General features: G+C 64.7%; 22 protein-coding genes. 11 read left to right on the top strand and 11 right to left on the bottom strand.

Annotation, left to right across the window (positions count from 1 at the left end; all coding sequences use genetic code 11):
- Positions 1 to 299: 299 nt before the first annotated feature.
- The 6 genes from C7I84_RS11585 to C7I84_RS11560 all read left to right on the top strand — a co-directional run bounded on the left by C7I84_RS11585 (position 300) and on the right by C7I84_RS11560 (position 6,199).
- Complete coding sequence (locus C7I84_RS11585) at positions 300 to 2,168, top strand: ABC transporter ATP-binding protein (RefSeq protein ID WP_106772343.1); 1,869 nt, start codon at positions 300 to 302, stop codon at positions 2,166 to 2,168.
- 93 nt (positions 2,169 to 2,261) lie between these two features.
- Positions 2,262 to 2,747: a GNAT family N-acetyltransferase gene (locus tag C7I84_RS11580; RefSeq protein WP_106772342.1), complete on the top strand. Its 486-nt coding sequence runs from the start codon at positions 2,262 to 2,264 to the stop codon at positions 2,745 to 2,747.
- A 5-nt stretch (positions 2,748 to 2,752) separates the two neighbouring features.
- Positions 2,753 to 3,067, top strand: a complete 315-nt coding sequence (locus C7I84_RS11575) for a DUF6665 family protein (RefSeq protein WP_106772341.1) — start codon at positions 2,753 to 2,755, stop codon at positions 3,065 to 3,067.
- A 309-nt stretch (positions 3,068 to 3,376) separates the two neighbouring features.
- Positions 3,377 to 3,940, top strand: a complete 564-nt coding sequence (gene petA, locus C7I84_RS11570; protein WP_106772340.1) for a ubiquinol-cytochrome c reductase iron-sulfur subunit — start codon at positions 3,377 to 3,379, stop codon at positions 3,938 to 3,940.
- Positions 3,941 to 3,959: 19 nt separating this feature from the next.
- Positions 3,960 to 5,303 carry a cytochrome b gene (locus C7I84_RS11565; RefSeq protein WP_106772339.1) on the top strand — a complete coding sequence of 448 codons (1,344 nt, stop codon included), beginning with the start codon at positions 3,960 to 3,962 and terminating at the stop codon, positions 5,301 to 5,303.
- A gap of 29 nt (positions 5,304 to 5,332) precedes the next feature.
- The gene (locus C7I84_RS11560; protein ID WP_106772338.1) at positions 5,333 to 6,199 is read left to right on the top strand and encodes a cytochrome c1; all 867 of its coding nucleotides are present in this window, start codon (positions 5,333 to 5,335) and stop codon (positions 6,197 to 6,199) included.
- Positions 6,200 to 6,256: 57 nt separating this feature from the next.
- Here the strand turns inward: C7I84_RS11560 and C7I84_RS31020 are convergent, their stop codons facing one another.
- Together C7I84_RS31020 and C7I84_RS11550 are read right to left on the bottom strand one after the other, a co-directional pair.
- A complete protein-coding gene (locus tag C7I84_RS31020; RefSeq protein ID WP_106772337.1) occupies positions 6,257 to 6,589 on the bottom strand; it encodes a type II toxin-antitoxin system PemK/MazF family toxin in 333 nt (110 codons plus the stop codon).
- Positions 6,579 to 6,932: a hypothetical protein gene (locus C7I84_RS11550; RefSeq protein WP_106772336.1), complete on the bottom strand. Its 354-nt coding sequence runs from the start codon at positions 6,930 to 6,932 to the stop codon at positions 6,579 to 6,581. The genes C7I84_RS31020 and C7I84_RS11550 overlap by 11 nt, the downstream gene beginning before the upstream one ends.
- A 151-nt stretch (positions 6,933 to 7,083) precedes the next feature.
- Here C7I84_RS11550 and C7I84_RS11545 point away from each other — a divergent pair, with 151 nt between their 5' ends.
- Positions 7,084 to 7,629 carry an adenine phosphoribosyltransferase gene (locus C7I84_RS11545; protein WP_106772335.1) on the top strand — a complete coding sequence of 182 codons (546 nt, stop codon included), beginning with the start codon at positions 7,084 to 7,086 and terminating at the stop codon, positions 7,627 to 7,629.
- Positions 7,630 to 7,672: 43 nt separating this feature from the next.
- On the opposite strand, the gene C7I84_RS11540 is transcribed toward C7I84_RS11545, so the two are convergent.
- The 3 genes from C7I84_RS11540 to corA are packed head-to-tail and all read right to left on the bottom strand — an operon-like array spanning position 7,673 to position 9,629.
- Complete coding sequence (locus C7I84_RS11540) at positions 7,673 to 8,140, bottom strand: MaoC family dehydratase (RefSeq protein WP_106772334.1); 468 nt, start codon at positions 8,138 to 8,140, stop codon at positions 7,673 to 7,675.
- Positions 8,137 to 8,595 (bottom strand): MaoC family dehydratase, encoded by a 459-nt coding sequence (locus C7I84_RS11535; protein WP_106772384.1) that lies wholly within the window; start codon positions 8,593 to 8,595, stop codon positions 8,137 to 8,139. Before C7I84_RS11535 ends, C7I84_RS11540 begins: the two co-directional genes overlap by 4 nt.
- Before the next feature lie 59 nt (positions 8,596 to 8,654).
- Entirely contained in the window at positions 8,655 to 9,629 is a 975-nt protein-coding gene (corA, locus tag C7I84_RS11530) for a magnesium/cobalt transporter CorA (protein WP_106772333.1), read from the bottom strand.
- 231 nt (positions 9,630 to 9,860) lie between these two features.
- On the opposite strand from corA, the gene C7I84_RS11525 reads away from it, so the two are divergent.
- Positions 9,861 to 10,295 carry a GNAT family N-acetyltransferase gene (locus C7I84_RS11525; RefSeq protein ID WP_106772332.1) on the top strand — a complete coding sequence of 145 codons (435 nt, stop codon included), beginning with the start codon at positions 9,861 to 9,863 and terminating at the stop codon, positions 10,293 to 10,295.
- Positions 10,296 to 10,342: 47 nt separating this feature from the next.
- Here C7I84_RS11525 and ychF read toward each other — a convergent pair whose 3' ends face one another.
- The 3 genes from ychF to C7I84_RS11510 all read right to left on the bottom strand — a co-directional run bounded on the left by ychF (position 10,343) and on the right by C7I84_RS11510 (position 12,141).
- Positions 10,343 to 11,446 (bottom strand): redox-regulated ATPase YchF, encoded by a 1,104-nt coding sequence (gene ychF / locus C7I84_RS11520; RefSeq protein ID WP_106772331.1) that lies wholly within the window; start codon positions 11,444 to 11,446, stop codon positions 10,343 to 10,345.
- 11 nt (positions 11,447 to 11,457) lie between these two features.
- A complete protein-coding gene (locus C7I84_RS11515) occupies positions 11,458 to 11,817 on the bottom strand; it encodes a PIN domain-containing protein (RefSeq protein WP_106772330.1) in 360 nt (119 codons plus the stop codon).
- A 75-nt stretch (positions 11,818 to 11,892) separates the two neighbouring features.
- Positions 11,893 to 12,141 (bottom strand): ribbon-helix-helix protein, CopG family, encoded by a 249-nt coding sequence (locus C7I84_RS11510; RefSeq protein WP_106772329.1) that lies wholly within the window; start codon positions 12,139 to 12,141, stop codon positions 11,893 to 11,895.
- Positions 12,142 to 12,273: 132 nt separating this feature from the next.
- On the opposite strand from C7I84_RS11510, the gene ku reads away from it, so the two are divergent.
- Positions 12,274 to 13,107, top strand: a complete 834-nt coding sequence (gene ku / locus C7I84_RS11505) for a non-homologous end joining protein Ku (protein ID WP_106772328.1) — start codon at positions 12,274 to 12,276, stop codon at positions 13,105 to 13,107.
- 26 nt (positions 13,108 to 13,133) lie between these two features.
- Here the strand turns inward: ku and pth are convergent, their stop codons facing one another.
- Together pth and C7I84_RS11495 are read right to left on the bottom strand one after the other, a co-directional pair.
- On the bottom strand, positions 13,134 to 13,880 hold the full coding sequence (gene pth / locus C7I84_RS11500) for an aminoacyl-tRNA hydrolase (protein WP_106772327.1): 747 nt from the start codon (positions 13,878 to 13,880) through the stop codon (positions 13,134 to 13,136).
- Between the two features lie 25 nt (positions 13,881 to 13,905).
- The gene (locus C7I84_RS11495; protein WP_106772326.1) at positions 13,906 to 14,532 is read right to left on the bottom strand and encodes a 50S ribosomal protein L25/general stress protein Ctc; all 627 of its coding nucleotides are present in this window, start codon (positions 14,530 to 14,532) and stop codon (positions 13,906 to 13,908) included.
- A gap of 433 nt (positions 14,533 to 14,965) precedes the next feature.
- On the opposite strand from C7I84_RS11495, the gene C7I84_RS11490 reads away from it, so the two are divergent.
- The gene (locus tag C7I84_RS11490) at positions 14,966 to 15,772 is read left to right on the top strand and encodes a chromate resistance protein ChrB domain-containing protein (RefSeq protein ID WP_106772325.1); all 807 of its coding nucleotides are present in this window, start codon (positions 14,966 to 14,968) and stop codon (positions 15,770 to 15,772) included.
- 1 nt (position 15,773) lies between these two features.
- Positions 15,774 to 17,111: a chromate efflux transporter gene (chrA, locus tag C7I84_RS11485; RefSeq protein WP_106772324.1), complete on the top strand. Its 1,338-nt coding sequence runs from the start codon at positions 15,774 to 15,776 to the stop codon at positions 17,109 to 17,111.
- 42 nt (positions 17,112 to 17,153) lie between these two features.
- Here chrA and C7I84_RS11480 read toward each other — a convergent pair whose 3' ends face one another.
- Entirely contained in the window at positions 17,154 to 18,089 is a 936-nt protein-coding gene (locus C7I84_RS11480; RefSeq protein WP_106772323.1) for a ribose-phosphate pyrophosphokinase, read from the bottom strand.
- Between the last annotated feature and the right edge of the window lie 132 nt (positions 18,090 to 18,221).

Raw genomic sequence — 18,221 nt, 5'->3', positions numbered from 1 at the left:
CCCTTGGCAGATAGCTGCGAAAGGCGGCTCACTCGACACCTAATTGCCTCTTGATAAGTGCCACATAGCCGGGCCTCAACTCGCCCGACTTGATAATGGTCGTTCTGGGGCCTAGCTCAACTCGACAGTGGGAGCCCTGCCCTTGTCGTCGATGACCTCGAAATATACGCCCTTCTTCCTGGCCCATTTGCGAAGCTCGCGAATTAAGGCTTCACGTTTCATGTCGCCACCCGTTGCCCAGGCAGAAGTATCGCACATTTTTGTGCGAACTGCGACTCGAGCCCGCGAAAGGCTGCTGCATGAATGAGACCGGCTTTCGCGAACGGCTGTGGCAGCGGGTCGAGAATTCCGTCGACGCGTTCCAGGACACCGACCGCGAGGTGCTGCCGCAGGATGCGTGGCGTTTCATCCTGTATTTCGCCAACCAGGCGCGCTGGCCGTTCGTGCTGCTGCTCCTCGTCGGCGGTGCGGCCGGCGCGGTGGACGCTGCGCTCTACTGGGCCGTCGGCTGGCTGATCGACCTGCTCGACCACGCCAATCCGGCAACGCTGTTCACCGACCATTGGCGGGAACTCGCAGGCCTGCTCGCTCTACTGCTCGTGGTGCGCACCATCGTCATGATCGCCTCCGCCGTGGTCGAGCAGCAGGTGGTGGTGCCGGGCTTCTTCTCGATGGTGCGCTGGCAGGCGTTCCGCCGGGTCATCGAGCAGCCCTACGATTTCTACCAGAACGACTTCGCCGGGCGGATCGCCACCAAGATCATGCAAGGCGGCGAGGCCGTCGGCGACTTCATCCTCAACGTGCTGCAGACCATGTGGTCGTTCCTGACCTTCATCGTGCTGGCGATCACGATCCTGGTTTCCGTTGATCCGTGGATGGGCGTGGTGGTGGCGCTGTGGTTCGCCGGCTATGCGGCGATCGTCTACTTCCTGCTGCCGGAGATGCGACGGGCGGGCCGGGCGACCGCCGACGAGCGCTCGATCTTCAACGGCCGCCTGGTCGATGCCTTCACCAACATCATGGCGGTAAAGCTGTTCGACAGCGGCCGGCGCGAGCACGCCTATATCCGCGACGGGCTGGAGCGTTTTCTTGCCGCGGTGAAAAGGCTGACCCGGGCCGTCACCACCGTCCGTTCCTCCGTGGCACTGCTCAACGGCATCATGATGAGCGTGATCGCGGCGCTGTGCATGCTTAGTTTTTCGCGCGGCGAGATTTCCACGGGAGCCGTCGCGGCGGCGATGGGCCTGGTGTTCCGGCTGAACCAGATGTCGGGCTGGATGATGTTCAACATCAACGGGCTGATCCGCAACTACGCCACCGTGCAGGACGCGACGCGCACCATCTCGGTCGAGCCGGCGATCCGCGACACGACCGACGCAGCCGTGCTGCCGCGGGCCAAGGGCGACATCCGTTTCGAAAACGTCTCCTTCCATTACGGCAAGGGGGGCGGGGTGATCGAGAACCTGAACCTGCACATCCGTTCCGGTGAACGGGTGGCGCTGGTCGGGCCGTCGGGCGCCGGCAAGACGACCATCGTCAACCTGGCGTTGCGCCTGTTCGATGTCGAGAAGGGCAGGGTGCTGATCGACGGCGAGGACGTGCGCTCGGTAACGCAAGCGTCGCTGCGCGCCCAGTTCGGCGTGGTCAGCCAGGAGGCGATGCTGATGCACCGCTCCATCCACGACAATATCGGCTACGGCCGCGCCGGCGCTGGTCATGCCGAGATCGAGGACGCGGCGAAGCGCGCGGCCGCCCATGAGTTCATCAAGGGCGTGGCCGATCCACGCGGCCGCAAAGGCTACGACGCGCATGTCGGCGAGCGCGGCGTCAAGCTTTCCGGCGGCCAGCGCCAGCGCATCGCGATTGCCCGCATGATGCTGAAGGACGCGCCGATCCTCATCCTCGACGAGGCGACCTCGGCGCTCGATTCGGAGGTCGAGGCGGCCATCCAGGACAATCTCTACCGGCTGATGGAAGGCAAGACGGTCATCGCCATCGCGCATCGGCTCTCGACCATCGCGGCTCTCGACCGACTGATCGTGCTCGACCGGGGCCGGGTCGTCGAGGAGGGCACGCATGAGGCGCTGATCGCCAGGGGCGGCCTCTATGCGCAATTGTGGAAGAGGCAGTCTGGTGGCTTCCTGCCCGACCGGTTGGCGGCAGAATAGGTCTGCCGAAACTCACGTGGGCGGGCGGAGGCGGTGGTTTTCCCCGCCGCCGATGCCCATTTACCTGCATGCCGATTTTCATGGAGCGATGCCATGCTGGCCCGCACACCACGCTACCGAATCAAGCGCCTGGACCCAGATCACGAGGCGTTCGCCGCGCTGGCGGAGGAAAGCCGGAAGGAAGGGTTTTGGATGCTCGTTACCCTCGCGAACAACTGGGAGGATGGCCGCAACCGATTCGACAAGCGCGGCGAGGCGCTGTTCGGGGCGTGGCTGGAGAAAGAACTTGCCGGTGTGTGCGGGCTCAATGTCGATCCCTACGTGAAAGGACGACGCGAGGGCCGCGTGCGACATCTCTATGTCGGCACGGCGCACCGCATGAATGGTGTCGGCCGGCAGCTGGTGTGGAGTGCCATCGACAAGGCCCGGAAGCATTTTCCTGTGCTCAACACGCGGTCGGCGCAAACAGCCTTCGGCTTCTACGAGGCGCTAGGCTTTGAGCCGGTGGAGGGCGAGGAATTCGCCACGCACCGCATGCGATTGGCGCGACCCCCGACGCGCGGACGGCAGGGGAACTGACCGTCATGGCGTTGAAACTGCCCGGCAGCACCGATCTCGCGGCGCGCGGCCACACCGGCCTCGAGGTGCTCGACTACGAGATCGTCGCCGAGATGGCTACCTCGCTCGGCACGGCCGGACGCAAGGTCGAGGCGGTCATGGCGCGGCTTCGCGCCCACCAGGGTGAGGCCGACCAACGCAGGGCGCTGCTCAGCGAAGCGGCCGAGGCGGTCTATGGCTATTTCGTCCAGCGCGAGTTGTGCGGCCTCAGGCGCCACGACGACGTCATCCGCGACTACGGCATTCCGCGCGAGGTGCTGGCGAGGCTGGGGGCGAAGTGAGCCTGCCGGCACCCTGACGACCATGGTGATGGTTGGGGTTTTGGAGGGTGCATTCATGGGCGCCCCGGGCATACGCTACGATGCTTCATTCTCAACTGTGCGTCAAACCAGTGGCCGTCAAGGCTATCCCCGCGACAATCTGCCGTCCCGGGGTCCACCGTCTGGACAAGCGATATCTTCGCGCATAAACCAACCGCGAATGCCGGAGGACTTCGCCAGCCCGTTTCGCCACGCGAATGCGGGTCGGCGTATTGAGCGGAACCAAGGCTCTGCCACCGGCAAGGGGTAAGGCGAAAGGATGCCAGTTCCGTGAGCGCTAACGATACGATCGAACCCACCCGCCGCGATTTTCTCTACATTGCAACGGGCATGGCGGGTGTCGTCGGCGCCGGTGCCGTGGCATGGCCTTTCATCGACCAGATGCGCCCGGACGCTTCCACGCTTGCACTGGCCTCGATCGAGGTCGACGTGACGGCGCTCGAGCCCGGCATGTCGCTGACGGCGAAGTGGCGCGGCAGGCCGGTCTTCATCCGCAACCGCACGCCTCAGGAGATCGAGGCAGCGAAGGCCGTGCCGGTGGCGGAGCTCAAGGACCCGGTCGCTCGCAACGCCAACCTGCCGGCCGACGCACCGGCAACCGACCAGGATCGCGCGGCGGGCGACGGCAAGGAAAACTGGCTTGTGATGATCGGCGTGTGCACGCATCTCGGCTGCGTGCCGCTGGGCCAGCAGGGCGATTTCGGCGGCTGGTTCTGCCCCTGCCATGGCTCGCACTACGACACTGCCGGACGCATCCGCAAAGGCCCGGCTCCGGAGAACCTTGCCGTCCCGGTCTTCGCCTTCGTTTCCGACACCAAGATCCGCATCGGCTGAGGCTGCAGGGGGACACATCATGAGCGGTGGACACTCGACCTATACGCCGAAGTCTGGCCTTGGAAAGTGGATCGACGCACGCATGCCGCTGCCGCGGCTGGTGTATGATTCCTTCATCGCCTATCCGGTGCCGCGCAACCTGAACTACGCCTACACCTTCGGCGGCATTCTCGCGATCATGCTGGTGTCGCAGATCCTGACCGGCGTGGTGCTGGCCATGCACTACACCGCGGACACGACGCTGGCCTTCCACTCGGTCGAGAAGATCATGCGCGACGTGAATTCGGGCTGGCTGCTGCGCTACCTGCATTCCAACGGCGCCTCGATGTTCTTCATCGCCGTCTACATCCACATCTTCCGCGGCCTCTATTACGGCTCCTACAAGGCGCCGCGCGAGCTCCTGTGGATCCTCGGCTGCATCATCTACCTGCTGATGATGGCGACGGGCTTCATGGGCTACGTGCTGCCCTGGGGCCAGATGTCCTTCTGGGGCGCCACCGTCATCACCGGCTTCTTCACCGCCATCCCGCTGGTTGGCGACTGGATCCAGCAGCTGCTGCTCGGCGGCTTCGCCGTGGACAACCCGACGCTCAACCGCTTCTTCGCGCTGCATTACCTGCTGCCGTTCATGATCGCCGGCGTCGTCGTGCTGCACGTCTGGGCGCTGCACGTCGTCGGCCAGACCAACCCGACCGGCATCGAGGTGAAGTCCAAGACCGACACCGTCGCCTTCACGCCCTATGCGACGATCAAGGACGGCTTCGCCATGGTGCTGTTCCTGCTGTTCTTCGCCTGGTTCGTGTTCTACATCCCGAACTATCTCGGCCACCCCGACAACTATATCGTGGCCGATCCGCTGAAGACGCCGGCGCACATCGTTCCGGAATGGTACTACCTGCCGTTCTACGCGATCCTGCGCGCCATCACCTTCAACATCGGGCCGATCGACTCCAAGCTCGGCGGCGTGCTGGCCATGTTCGGCTCGATCGCGGTGCTGTTCATCGTGCCGTGGCTCGACACGTCGAAGGTGCGCTCGGCCGTCTACCGCCCCTGGTACAAGCTGTTCTTCTGGCTCTTCGTGGCCAATGCCATCTTCCTCGGCTGGCTCGGCTCGCGGCCGGCGGAAGGCGGCGGACTGCTGACGCTGCTGTTCGCCGGCGAGTTCAGGGGCAACTATGTCGGCTACTCCCAGCTATCCACGCTCTACTACTTCGGCTTCTTCATCGTGATCATGCCCGTCCTCGGCCTGATCGAGACGCCGCGCCGCCTGCCGAACTCGATCACCGAGGCGGTGCTGGAGAAGAACAAGGCCGGAGCCGGCCAACTCGCCGGCGCCACCGCCGCGCCGGAAACCAAGGTCTGAGCCAGAGAATCTCGAGAGGGACTTTCCGCATGAACAAGATTCTCAAAGGCGTAGCCGCGGCCTCCCTGGCGTTCGCCTGCACGCTCGGCGTGGCGGCTGCCGCGGAAGAGGAAGGGCACAGCGCGGCCGAGCCGACGCATTTCCCGATCCACAAGCCGGCCGAGATGGACTGGTCCTTCGCCGGGCCGTTCGGCACCTACGACAAGGCACAGCTGCAGCGCGGCCTCAAGATCTACCGCGAGGTCTGCTCGGCCTGCCATTCGATGGAACTGGTGGCGTTCCGCACGCTGGAGGATCTCGGCTATTCCGAGGCGCAGGTTAAGACGCTCGCCGCCGAGTACGAGGTCGAGGACGGACCGAATGCCGACGGCGAGATGTTCCAGCGGCCGGCGATCCCGTCCGACCATTTCCCGTCGCCCTATCCGAACAGCGCGGCGGCGGCCGCCGCCAACAACGGCGCCGTGCCGCCAGATTTTTCGCTGATCGCCAAGGCGCGCGCGGTGGAGCGCGGCTTCCCGACCTTCGTGTTCGACATCTTCACGCAATATGCCGAGGGCGGGCCGGACTACATCCACGCGCTGCTGACGGGCTACGGTCACGAGGCGCCGGAAGGCATGGAGATCGCCGCGGGCACGCACTACAACCCGTATTTCATCGCCGGCAAGTCGCTGGCCATGGCGCAGCCGATCACCGACGGCCAGGTCAGTTACGAGGACGGCTCGCCGGAGACGGTCGACCAGTATTCGCGCGACGTCGCGGCCTTCCTGATGTGGGCGGCCGAGCCGCACATGGTGGCGCGCAAGCAGACGGGCTTCAGCGTCATCGCCTTCCTGATCCTGTTCGCCGGGCTGGTCTATCTCACCAAGCGCAAGGTGTGGTCGGCCGTGCCGCACTGATCGGATCGGTCGGGCGTTCGCGAACCGAGGGCGCCGGAAGGCGCCCTTTTCGTTCCGCTAGAGTAGCATACTAGCGAGTTGTCTCTCGCAGGCCAGTCGGTCGAGACCGGCGAGTTGGCCGATTGCCCTGACGAAGATCTGGTTTGGCAACGTCTGGAAGCGGAACCGCAGTACGCATGGATGCTTAAGTCCTGCGGTCTCCAGATCCTTGATCGCAACATCGCTTGGCCATCTCGTTTCCCTTGCCGTAGTGATCATCGCAACCCACGTCTGGTCGTTTTCCTCATTGAACCGCCTGCCCGACAGAACCAACGCCGGCCGCCGCTTTGTGATCGGCCTTTCATGGAATGGATAGGGAACGACGACGACCTGGTAACGATCAAAGATCACGGAAAGCCTCTTCGTCCTCCGGGCTTTCCCATTCGGAGAAGAGAACCGAGCCTTCCCTCAGATAGTCGTCGGCCAACCGGACTTCGTGGACGATGATCCGGTCGCCTTTGCGCTGGCGGAACCATTCGTTCCAGATGCTCTTCATCTCGCCATCCGGCCTGATCCCGCGTGTCGGCCTACCGTCCCTGCCGCGTCTCATTTTAACCCATCGTCCTACGACCCCATCAGCCACGAGGTGGATTGTGTCGTTTTCTTCCATTTGATCCAAGCGCTGCTTGAGCTTTGCGTCCTTGACGTGGCTAATCCAAATGGTGGTGTCTTCTATGGATATGGTCGGCTGCATGGGCATTCTCCGCTCAGGCGACAATAATCTCGAACAGGGGGGGTATCAAGGGGGTGGCAAGCTTAGCCTACAGGCCCCCCGACAGGACCCTGCCTGTTGCAGCTTGCGCTTTGGCATTGTGCAGGCATCTGTTCGCGTATTATCTGGAGTCATGAAAGCCTCCCTCGAAGACACGCTGCTTGCGGCGATCCGCACCATTCCGGATTATCCCAGGCCGGGCATCCTGTTCCGCGACATCACCACGCTGCTCGGTGACGCCCGAGCCTTCCGGCGGGCGATCGACGAGTTGGTGCATCCGTATGCCGGGACCAAGATCGAGAAGATCGCCGGCATCGAGGCGCGCGGCTTCATTCTCGGCGGCGCCATCGCGCACCAGCTGTCGGCCGGTTTCGTGCCGATCCGCAAGAAAGGCAAGCTGCCGCACGAGACCGTGCGCGTCGCCTACAGCCTGGAATACGGCATCGACGAGATGGAGATGCACAAGGACGGCGTGGCGACCGGCGAGAAGGTGATCCTGGTCGACGACCTGATCGCCACCGGCGGCACCGCTGAGGCGGCGGTCAAGCTGCTGCGCCAGATTGGCGCCGACATCGTCGCGGCCTGCTTCGTCATCGATCTGCCCGATCTCGGCGGCCGCGCCAAGCTGGAGGCGCTGGGCGTGCCGGTCAGGACGCTGATCGGCTTCGAGGGGCATTGAGGGCGACAGGAAGGACGCACCGCTATCGAGAGGCGCCCGTCGCCTACTCCGCCTTCACCAGCATGGTGCTGTCGAACGCGATCACCTTGTCGCCGGTCGAGTCGAAGCCCTCCGAGCGCAGCGACACCAGCCGCCAACCGGGCCGTGTCGCCAAGGGGCGGTGGTTGAGTATCGTGCGGGTATAGGAAACCGTCTCGCCGGCATAGACCGGCTTCAGCCATTTGAGATCGGTGAAGCCGGGGGAGGGGCCGAGCTCCGGCTTCGGCCCCGGCCCTTCCCAGGATGTGGCGCCGCCGACGGGGACGGCGACGTTGCGTTTCATCCAGCCGGCGGCGGTGTGCCAGCCCGAGGCGCAGAGGCGGCCGAAGACCGAATGCTCGGCCGCGGCCTCATCGACGTGAAAGCGCTGCGGGTCGAACTTCTGGGCAAATGCCTTGATCTCGTCCGCCGGAAAATGGACGGAGCCGATCTCGACGGTTTCGCCCAGCCGGAGAAAATCGTCGAGGGTCATGCCGCGCTCCGCCTGAGGAACATGCCGCTGTTCTGCAGCTCCAGCACGACCTCGCCCTTCTGATTGAGCAGCTCGTGCCGGCAGGTGACGAAGCCCAGCGCCGGGCGCGACTGCGAGGTCCGCTTGGCGAGCACGGTGCTCCGGCCCGTCAGCGTGTCGCCGGCCAGAACCGGCTTCTTCCAGCGGGCGTGGTCGATGCCGGGAGCCCCTTGCGAGGTGGAGTCGAGCAGGAAGGCGTCGCACATCATGCGCATGAAGATGCAGCAGGTGTGCCAGCCGGATGCCGACAGCCCCCCGAGGATGCTTGCCCTGCCGGCCTCCTCGTCGAGATGCATGGGCTGCGGGTCGAACTCGGCAGCGAATGCCACGATCTCCTCCGCGGTCACCAGCTTGACGCCGAGGGGGATGGTCGTTCCCACCTCGAAATCCTCGAAGGCCCAGCGCTTTTCGGACATGCCCTTGTTCATCCTGTTCAGCTTTGAACGACCTAGCAGAGCCAGCCGGATGTGGCCAGCTACAGCCAGCCGCGCTGCTTGAACCACCAGAAGGGCAGGACTGCCGCCAGCACCATGACGCCGATCGCCAGCGGGTAGCCGAAGCTCCATTCGAGTTCGGGCATGTGGGAGAAGTTCATGCCGTAGACCGAGGCGACCAGCGTGGGCGGCAGGAACACCACCGCCGCCACCGAGACGATCTTGATGATGGCGTTCTGCTCGATGTTGATCATGCCGAGGGTGGCGTCGAGCAGGAAGGTGACCTTCTGCGACAGCGACTCGGCATGCGACACCAGGGACTGCACGTCCCGCGACAGCGTCTTCACCCGGCCGCGCAGATCTTTGCCGCCATTGCCGGCCATGGCGACGTTGCCCAGGAAGGTGGAGAGGCGCTGCAGGCTGACCAGACTGTCCTGGACGTTGGAGATGAACTGCTCCTTGCGGCCGATACGGCGCAGGATGATCTGGAAATTGACATCCCGCTTCGAAGCCTTCTTCTCGGTCGGATGGAAGATCTCGCGGGCGAGGTCGACGACGTCGCGGCTGGCGCGTTCCAGAAGGTCGGCCAGGCGGTCGACGATTGCTTCGAGCAGGGCGATCAGGATCGCCTTCCCGTCGACGCAGTTGAGATCGGCGCTTTCGGCGCGCATCGGAAAGGTCTGGAAGGCGCGGGGCTCGTGATAGCGCACCGTCACCAGGCGGTCCTTGGCGATCACGAAAGTGACCGGGCCGATCACGTGATTGTCGCCCTCCGCATGGGCGGGCAGCGTCGCCGTCATGAAATAGGCCCCGGCCTCGGCGTAGAGGCGCGAGGAGATCTCGATCTCCTCCATTTCCTCGCGGGTCGGCACGTCGACGCCGATCCACCGTTCGATGAGCGCTTCCTCGGCGTCCGTCGGTTCGAACAGGTCGGCCCAGATCACCCTTTGCTGGTCGGCGAGCAGATCCGGCACTTCGCGCAGCCGCTCGTTGTCCATGACGAAGGCTCTGATCATCGCCAAGACTCCCTTGATTTCAGCCAAGAGTGGGCGTCGAACGTGACGCGGCTACGTGGATTGCACGACGACGGGCGGTTCAGCAACGGCGGCCGCGCGCACGAGCCCGATAGACCCGCCGACGTTCCACGTCAAGCCGGCGGATGACGCGCAGAAATGCCCATCGTTCCGCCGGCCCTTTTCTTCCGCATGTCGGGCGCCACCTGTTCTCCCAGCAGGAGATCGAAAGACATGACCGGGCGGCAACTCACAGTCAGGCTCGCCGACAGCCATGACCGCGAAGCCAAAGCAGCGGCGGGCGAAGCGCTTTACCGCTACAATGTAGAACGGACGGGGCTGGACGACCGCATCCCGATCGGCGCCGGCCTCTCCGATCCGGAGACGGGGCAAATCCTCGGCGGGCTGTGGGGCAGGACCGAGCTCGGCCTGCTGTTCATGGACATGTTCTACCTGCCGGAGGAACTGCGCGGACAGGCATTCGGAAGCCGCCTGCTCGCCGCCGTGGAGGCCGAGGCGAGGCGCCGCGGCTGCAAGCGAGCGGTCGTGGAGACCAGCAGCTTCCAGGCGCCGGGATTCTACGAACGACACGGCTACGAGGAATTCGGCCGGGTCGCTTTCGGCACCGGCGGACACGCCAGGATATTCCTGCGCAAGGAACTGGAGTGAGCGACGGCGGCGCGGAAGCGGACGATGCGCCGCCGGGAGCGAGTCCCTCAGGTGTTGAACTTGAACAAGAGCACGTCGCCGTCCTGGACGACGTACTCCTTGCCTTCGTCGCGCGCCTTGCCGGCCTCCTTGGCCGCGACCTCGCCGCCCAGCGCGACGAAGTCGTCATAGGCGATGGTTTGGGCGCGGATGAAGCCGCGCTCGAAATCGGTGTGGATGACGCCCGCCGCCTGCGGCGCCTTGGTGCCCTTGAGGATCGTCCAGGCGCGCGTCTCCTTCGGGCCGGCGGTGAAATAGGTGATGAGGTGGAGCAGGTCGTAGCCGGCGCGGATCAGCTTGTCCAAGCCGGGCTCCTCCAGCCCCATCGAGGCGAGAAACTCCAGCTCCTCGTCGTCAGGAAGCTGCGCCACCTCGGCCTCTATGGCGGCGGAGATCACCACGGTTCCCGCACCTTGCGTCGCCGCCATCGCCTCCACGGCCCTGGTATGCTCGTTGCCGGTCGCGGCGTCAGCCTCGGCGACGTTGCAGACATAGAGCACTGGATGCGCGGTGAGCAGGTTCAGGCCCTGCAGGGTTCGCAGATCCTCGGCGGCGATCCCTTGCAGCATGACGCGGGCCGGCCGGCCGGCCTGCAACAACTCCAGCGCCTTCTCCATGACCGGAAGCAGCGTGAGCGCCTCCTTGTCCTTGCCCTGGGCGCGTTTGCGGAACTGGACGATGCGGCGTTCCAGGCTTTCGAGATCAGCCAGCATAAGCTCGGTCTCGACCGTCTCGGCGTCGGCGACCGGATCGATGCGGCCTTCGACATGGGTGATGTCGTCGTCCTCGAAACAGCGCAGCACATGCACGATCGCGTCGACCTCGCGGATGTTGGCGAGGAACTGGTTGCCCAGCCCTTCGCCCTTGGACGCGCCGCGCACCAGCCCGGCGATGTCGACGAAGGAGATGCGGGTCGGGATGATCTCCTTCGACTTGGCGATGGCCGCGATCTTGTCCAGCCGCGGATCTGGCACGGCCACCTCGCCGGTGTTCGGCTCGATGGTGCAGAAGGGATAGTTCGCCGCCTGCGCGGCGGCGGTGCGCGTCAGCGCGTTGAACAGCGTCGACTTGCCGACGTTGGGCAAGCCAACGATGCCGCATTTGAAGCCCATTTTTCTCTTTCCTACCGGGAGACCAGGATTTGCTCTGGCGTATGGGCGAACGGGTCCACGATCGTCAAGCCTTCGATGGCCTGGCCGTCCTGCAAATCCTCCGACAGGAAATGCGTGCAGCCGAGCTCCAGCGCGGAGGCTAGTAATAGACAATCCCACCACGAGTAGCGATGAGCGATGTGGAGGCCACGGGCCACAGCCACCTCGCGCCGCGTCAACGGCCTGTCGCCAAGAGCAGATAGCTGGCCTGTCAGCGAAAAGACGGCTTCGGCGTCCGCAAGCCATTTTTTCCGGAGAAGGACGTCGGTCAGTTCGTTGAGAACCTGGAGGTTGACGATAGACCCTGAATGGCGCCGAGTTCTCGCAACCATTGCCGGGCCGTCTCCAGTTTCTGAACATCTCTCCTGTCGTGCGAATAGAGAAGGACGTTCGTGTCGATGAAGACCTTAACGTCTGGCATTGCGTTCTTCGGCCGTCGGCATCCTGCCGTTTTCCGTTACGTTCCATTTGGGACTTGCCCACAGTCGCTCCAGCGCCTCAAGCTGCGGGTTTCGCAGTTCCGCGGTCTCCTCGGCATTCATCTTTTCCCGGGCGGCCTCGGCCAAATATTTGGAAACGCTCTTGCCGGCCCGTGCCGCCGCGACGCGAGTGCGACGGGCAAGCTCGTCATCCATTGAAATGGTAACGTTCTTCATCTCACGGACTCACGAAAACACAAATCTCGTGCAATATGGCATGGATGCGCCGCGCGGCAAACGGGCGTGACACCCCTTGGAACGAATCCTCCCACCTCCCGTTCGAGAATTGGTCAGCACGGGAATGATGCGATGGCGGCTCCGCGCGCGGTCTGGAAGGGTTTTCTGAAATTCGGCTCCGTGGCCTGCGCGGTGAAGCTGGTCGGAGCCACGTCGGAGGCGGAGAAGGTCCATTTCCGCATCCTCAACCGCAAGACCCGCGAGCCGGTGAAGAGCGCCTATGTCGACGAAGGGACGGACAAGATCGTCGAAACCGAGGACCAGGTGAAGGGTTTCGAACTCGACAATGGCGAGTTCCTGGTAATCGAGCCCGACGAGATCAAGCGGCTCAAGCTCACCTCCGAGCATACGCTCGAAGTCGACGCGTTCGTCGACATCGATGCCATCGACCAGCGCTATCTCGAAAAACCCTATCACATGGTGCCGGCCGACAAGGTGGCGCGCGAGCCCTTCGCCGTTATCCGCGAGGCCTTGCTGCGGAAGAAGGCAGCGGCACGCTCCTGCATCGTGCTCTACCAGCGCGGCCGCGAGGTGGTGATCCAGCCGGAGGACGGCGGGCTGCTGATGACCACCCTGCGCAGCCGCAACGAGGTGCTCGACGCTGATGCGGTCTTCGACGAGCTCAAGAAGGTCAAGACCGATGCCGAGATGATCGAGATCGCCGAACTTTTGATCGACAAGAAGGCGACGACGTTCGATCCGTCGAAGTTCGAGGACACCTACGAGAATGCGCTGATCGAGATGATCCGCGCCAAGCAGCAGGGCAAGGCACCTCCCAGGGCGGCGCCGCGGCCGAAGGAGAATGTGGTCAATCTCGCCGACGTGCTGCGCAAGAGCCTGGAGAAGGAAGGGATTTCGCGCAAGGACAAGGCCACGCCGAAGAAAGGACGAAAGAAGGCGGCGTGAGTGCGACGGTCTGACGCAAAAGGCTTCTACGAACCCTTGCCGCCGAACAGCTTCTTCAGCATGGCGGCCATCGGGCCGGTTTCCGGCACCTGGACGGCGGGCTGCTGCGAACGGGCCTGGCGGATGTGGCTGCGGCCCTTGGCGGCGGGCTTGTCGTCGGCCGGCAAGGACTGGCTGCGAGCGCTGGCTTTAGCTGCGGGATCCACTGTCGGAACCGCCAAGCTCAGCCGGTTCATGAAACCGTTTTCGTCACCCTTCACGAGATAGCCGGCGTTGTCGGCGACAGCTTCCAGCAGCGGCTCGAGCCAAGCGGCGTCGGCCTTGGCGAAGTCGCCGAGCACATGTCCGTGCACGAGCTCCTTCACGCCGGGATGGCCGATGCCGACACGCACGCGGCGGTAATCCCTGCCGAGATGCTGGTCTAGCGAGCGGATGCCGTTGTGGCCGCCGGCGCTGCCGCCGGTCTTGACCCGGACCTTTCCGGCGACGAGATCGAGCTCGTCGTAGAAGACGGAGAGGTCGGCAGGCGCCAGCTTGTAGAAGCGCATGGCTTCGCCGACCGACTGGCCGGAGAGATTCATGAAGGTCTGCGGCTTGATGAGAAGGATCTTCTCGCCGTCGATCGTTCCGTCGGCGACGAGGCCGCGGAATTTCTTCGACCAGGGAGAAAAATTATGGCGGCGGTGGATCGCATCCGCCGCCATGAAGCCGACATTGTGTCGGTTTTTTGCGTATTGCGCGCCCGGATTGCCGAGGCCAGCGAAGATCAGCACGGCACAGCCTCCGAGCGCGGGAGGATTATTCCTCGGCTTCCGCCGCCGGCTCGGCGGCTTCGGTCTCTTCGACCTCCGGCTTCATCGCGGCGGAGCCGGCGATGGTGGCGATGGTGAAGTCGCGGTCATGGATGACCGGACGCACGCCAGCCGGCAGTTTGACCGCCGAGATGTGGATGGAGTCGCCGATGTCGGCGCCGGTGAGGTCGACCGTGATGAACTCCGGGATGGCGTTGGCCGGGCAGTGGAACTCGACCTCGTGACGCACGATGTTGAGCACGCCGCCGCGCTTGATGCCGGGCGACTTGTCCTCGTTGACGAAGTGGACGGGCACCTCGACATTGACCTCGGTATCCTTGCCGACCCGCAGGAAGTCGACATGAACCGGCATGTCCTTCACCGGATCGAGCTGATAGTCCTTGGGCAGGACCTGGATCTTCTTGCCGCCGACGTCGATCGTGGCGATGGTGGTCAGGAAGCCGCCGCCGTGAATCTTGTAGTAGACGTCCTTGTAGGGGAGAGCGATCGCCAGGGGAGGCTGCTTATCTCCATAGATGACTGCTGGCACTTTGCCGTCGCGGCGAACTGCACGGGCGGACCCCTTACCGACCTGTTCGCGCGCCTCGGCCGTGAGCTCGTAAGTCTCGCTCATGGCATTTCCTTTCACGTTGCTGGAGCGCCTCCGGGCACCGCTGCGCGGAACCCGAAAAACGTCGAAAGCCGCCTTCTTCGCGCGTGGCCCCTTCCGGGAACCGGAAGGAAGACCATGCGAGGATGGCGGCGATCGCCCGCGTTGCCTCCAAGGGTGTCTGCGCGGGTGGCGGCTCTATAGCGGAAGGGGCGGAACGGCGCAAGGTTCGCACACAAGGCGATAAGCGGTCTCCACGGATTGTCATGCGCGCGTAAGCTTCGGGGATGATGGTGGCAATGTGCGGGCGAGCCATAGGGCGCAGGACTGTGATTTCACAAAGAATGTTGGCAAAGGTGCCGACTGGAGCGTATGCTCGCACCGTCGGGGGCATGGTGGACTCCCCGTGAGGCGTTTTGCCCAAGCTCCGCCTTCGCTATGCATGCGGAGGAAAACCATGCCCGGACGTCTTTCCCCTCAAGACTTGATCCCGCTTGTCGGCACCGCCCGCAGCCCCTTGTTCATCGACGTGCGCCGGCCGAACGCGCTTGCCGCCTCGCCGGTGCGGATCGCCGCCGCGCTTTGGCGCGATCACATGGCGGTCGAAGAATGGCTGCCGCGTCTGCCGGCTGGCCGCCGGATCGTCGTCTATTGCACGCATGGTCACAATGTCAGCGAGATCGCGCTGGCGCGCATGGCGGGCGCCGACGCCGCCATGCTGGATGGCGGCATCGAGGCCTGGATCGCCGCCGGCGGACCAACGGTTTTGCGCGAAGCGCCTGGCATCGAGACAGGCTTGCCCAGGCCCAGCGTCTGGGTCACGCGCGAGCGGCCGAAGATCGATCGCATAGCCTGCCCGTGGCTGATCCGCCGCTTCGTCGATCCGCTGGCCGTGTTTCATTTCGTCGCCGCCGAATGGGTCGCCGACATAGCCGCGGAAACCGGCTGGATTCCCTTCGACATCAAGGACGCGTTCTACTCGCATCGCGGCGAGGAGTGCAGCTTCGACACGCTGATCGCAGAACTCGGCCTGACCGACCCGGCGCTGCTGCACCTGGCGCGGATCGTCCGGGGCGCGGATACCGCGCGCCTCGATCTCGAACCTCGGGCGGCGGGACTGCTGGCCCTCTCGCTCGGCCTCTCGGCGATCGAGGCCGATGACCTCGGCCAACTGGAAAAAGGCATGATCCTGTATGACGCCCTCTATGGGTGGTGCCGCCATGCGACCGCGGAAACCCACAACTGGCCGGCAAAGGCGGCGTGAGATGGATCAGATGTCATCGCAGCCGCAGCCCGTCTCCTTCGCCGAAGCGACGAGCGTGTTTGCGAAGATCGGTCTGCTGTCCTTCGGTGGGCCGGCCGGGCAGATCGCGCTTATGCACCGCATCCTGGTCGAGGAGAAACGCTGGCTCGACGAGCCGCGGTTCCTGCATGCGCTGAACTACTGCATGCTCCTGCCCGGGCCGGAGGCCATGCAGCTCGCCACCTATGCCGGCTGGCTGCTGCATGGCGTGCGCGGCGGGCTGATCGCCGGGCTGCTGTTCGTGCTGCCGGGCGCGGTGGTGATCACCGCGCTCTCGGCGGTCTACCTCGCCTTTGGCGGCGTGCCCCTGGTGCAGGGATTGCTTTTCGGGCTGAAGGCGGCGGTGCTCGCGGTCGTGCTGGAGGCGCTGATCAAGGTCTCCAGGCGGGCGCTGACCGGCCGCGTGGCCGCGATCCTCGCGGTCGTCGCCTTCGTGGCGATCGCCTTCCTGAAGGTGCCTTTCCCGGCTATCATTTTTGCGGCCGCCCTGTTCGGAGCGCTCTGGCATTATTTCCGCCCGGCAGCCCGGACGGTCCGGCTGGAGGACGAACAGGCGGCGGCTACGCCGATGCCGGAATGGACGCGGCCGAGTCCGGCACGGTTTGCGCGGACCTTGGCCGTGTGGGTGGCGATCTGGTTCCTGCCGCTCGCCTTTCTGGTGGCGTGGCTCGGCCGGGACCACGTCTTCGCCGCCGAGGCGCTTTTCTTCTCCAAGATGGCGGCGGTCACCTTCGGCGGCGCCTATGCGGTGCTCGCCTATGTCGCCCAGCAGGCGGTCGACGTCTATGGCTGGCTGAAACCGGACGAGATGCTGACCGGGCTTGGGCTGGCCGAGACGACGCCCGGCCCGCTGATCCTGGTGCTGGTCTATGTCGGCTTTCTCGGCGGGGCGCGGCTCTCCGGCCTCGATCCGTTGCTCGGCGGGCTGGCCGGCGCGGCGGTGACGCTGTGGTTCACCTTCGTGCCCTGCTTCCTGTGGATCTTCGTCGGCGCGCCTTATGTCGAGACGCTGCGGCGCGTGCGCTGGCTGTCCGGGGCACTGTCGGCGGTCACCGCGGCGGTAGTCGGCGTCATCGCCAACCTGGCCGTCTGGTTCGGCCTGCATGTGCTGTTCGGCACGGTCGGCGAGGCGAGGGCGGCGGGGCCGTTCACCGTACCGGTGCCCGACTTCGCGACGCTCGACTGGGTGGCCTTGGCCATCGCGGTTGCCGCGGCAGTTGCCTTGCTTTGGCTGAAGGCGAATATGATCGCCGTTCTGGTATTCGCAGCGCTCGCCGGCGCCGCGTGGACGATGGCCTGAAATCGAGCGACGCAGGAGCTGAACCGGGCCGCGCGAAAACGCTCAGTCGAACAGGCTCGACACGGATTCCTCCGTCGCGGTGCGCGAGATGGCCTCGCCGATCAGGTCGGCGATCGAGACGACGCGGATGTTGCGGGCGTCCATGACGGTCTGCGTCGGCTGGATGGAATCGGTGATGACCAGCTCCTGCAGCTTCGAGCCGGTGATGCGGGCGACGGCGCCGCCCGACAGCACGCCGTGGGTGATGTAAGCGGTGACGCTGGTGGCGCCGTTGGCCAGCAGCGCGTCGGCGGCATTGCACAGCGTGCCGCCGGAATCGACGATGTCATCGATCAGTAGGCAGTCCTTGCCGCGCACGTCGCCGATGACGTTCATGACCTCGGATTCGCCGGGCCTCTCGCGGCGCTTGTCGACGATGGCGAGCTGCGCGTCGAGGCGTTTGGCAAGCGCGCGCGCGCGGACCACGCCGCCGACGTCCGGCGACACCACCATGACGTTGGCGAGCTGCTTGTATTTGGACTTCACGTCGCGGGCCATCACCGGCACCGAGAACAGATTGTCGGTGGGGATGTCGAAAAATCCCTGGATCTGGCCGGCATGAAGGTCGAGCGTGAGCACGCGGTTGGCCCCGGCGCGGGTGATCATGTTGGCGACCAGCTTGGCTGAGATCGGCGTACGGCCGGAGGCGCGGCGGTCCTGGCGGGCATAGCCGAAATAGGGGATGACCGCCGTGATGCGCCGCGCCGAGGAGCGCATGAACGCATCGATCATGATCAAGATTTCCATCAGGTTGTCGTTGGTCGGGAAGGAGGTGGACTGCAGGATGAAGACATCCTCGCCGCGCACGTTCTCCTGGATCTCGACGAAGATTTCCTGGTCGGCGAACCGCCTGACGGTCGCCTTGCCGATCGGAATGTTGAGATAGCGGGCCACCCCCTCTGCCAGCGTCCGGTTGGAGTTGCCCGCAAAAAGTTTCATGTGTCGGTTCCGAAGGGATAGTTGAGCGGGCTTTTAACCGCCTTCCGCGCTATTGCAAGCGCGAGGCGGCCGTGTTCCCGACAAAAGCGCATTTGTCTCGGAGCGGGATGAATCGGGACAGAGTCGTTCATC

The sequence above is a fragment of the Kumtagia ephedrae genome (assembly GCF_003012745.1).
Lineage (GTDB): Bacteria > Pseudomonadota > Alphaproteobacteria > Rhizobiales > Rhizobiaceae > Kumtagia > Kumtagia ephedrae.
Note: the sequence above shows the minus strand (reverse complement) of the source record. Positions and strands in the feature narration are given on the sequence as shown.

Coding starts and splice junctions, on each gene's coding strand:
- C7I84_RS11565 (WP_106772339.1), top strand. CDS start 3,960: ATGAGCGGTGGACACTCGACCTATACGCCGAAGTCTGGCCTTGGAAAG.
- ychF (WP_106772331.1), bottom strand. CDS start 11,446: ATGGGCTTCAAATGCGGCATCGTTGGCTTGCCCAACGTCGGCAAGTCG.
- C7I84_RS11490 (WP_106772325.1), top strand. CDS start 14,966: ATGCCCGGACGTCTTTCCCCTCAAGACTTGATCCCGCTTGTCGGCACC.
- chrA (WP_106772324.1), top strand. CDS start 15,774: ATGGATCAGATGTCATCGCAGCCGCAGCCCGTCTCCTTCGCCGAAGCG.
- C7I84_RS11585 (WP_106772343.1), top strand. CDS start 300: ATGAATGAGACCGGCTTTCGCGAACGGCTGTGGCAGCGGGTCGAGAAT.
- C7I84_RS11545 (WP_106772335.1), top strand. CDS start 7,084: ATGAAAGCCTCCCTCGAAGACACGCTGCTTGCGGCGATCCGCACCATT.
- ku (WP_106772328.1), top strand. CDS start 12,274: ATGGCGGCTCCGCGCGCGGTCTGGAAGGGTTTTCTGAAATTCGGCTCC.
- C7I84_RS11535 (WP_106772384.1), bottom strand. CDS start 8,595: ATGTCCGAAAAGCGCTGGGCCTTCGAGGATTTCGAGGTGGGAACGACC.
- C7I84_RS11560 (WP_106772338.1), top strand. CDS start 5,333: ATGAACAAGATTCTCAAAGGCGTAGCCGCGGCCTCCCTGGCGTTCGCC.
- C7I84_RS11550 (WP_106772336.1), bottom strand. CDS start 6,932: ATGCAGCCGACCATATCCATAGAAGACACCACCATTTGGATTAGCCAC.
- C7I84_RS11515 (WP_106772330.1), bottom strand. CDS start 11,817: ATGGTTGCGAGAACTCGGCGCCATTCAGGGTCTATCGTCAACCTCCAG.
- C7I84_RS11495 (WP_106772326.1), bottom strand. CDS start 14,532: ATGAGCGAGACTTACGAGCTCACGGCCGAGGCGCGCGAACAGGTCGGT.
- C7I84_RS11510 (WP_106772329.1), bottom strand. CDS start 12,141: ATGAAGAACGTTACCATTTCAATGGATGACGAGCTTGCCCGTCGCACT.
- corA (WP_106772333.1), bottom strand. CDS start 9,629: ATGATCAGAGCCTTCGTCATGGACAACGAGCGGCTGCGCGAAGTGCCG.
- C7I84_RS11580 (WP_106772342.1), top strand. CDS start 2,262: ATGCTGGCCCGCACACCACGCTACCGAATCAAGCGCCTGGACCCAGAT.
- C7I84_RS11575 (WP_106772341.1), top strand. CDS start 2,753: ATGGCGTTGAAACTGCCCGGCAGCACCGATCTCGCGGCGCGCGGCCAC.
- C7I84_RS11525 (WP_106772332.1), top strand. CDS start 9,861: ATGACCGGGCGGCAACTCACAGTCAGGCTCGCCGACAGCCATGACCGC.
- C7I84_RS11540 (WP_106772334.1), bottom strand. CDS start 8,140: ATGACCCTCGACGATTTTCTCCGGCTGGGCGAAACCGTCGAGATCGGC.
- C7I84_RS11480 (WP_106772323.1), bottom strand. CDS start 18,089: ATGAAACTTTTTGCGGGCAACTCCAACCGGACGCTGGCAGAGGGGGTG.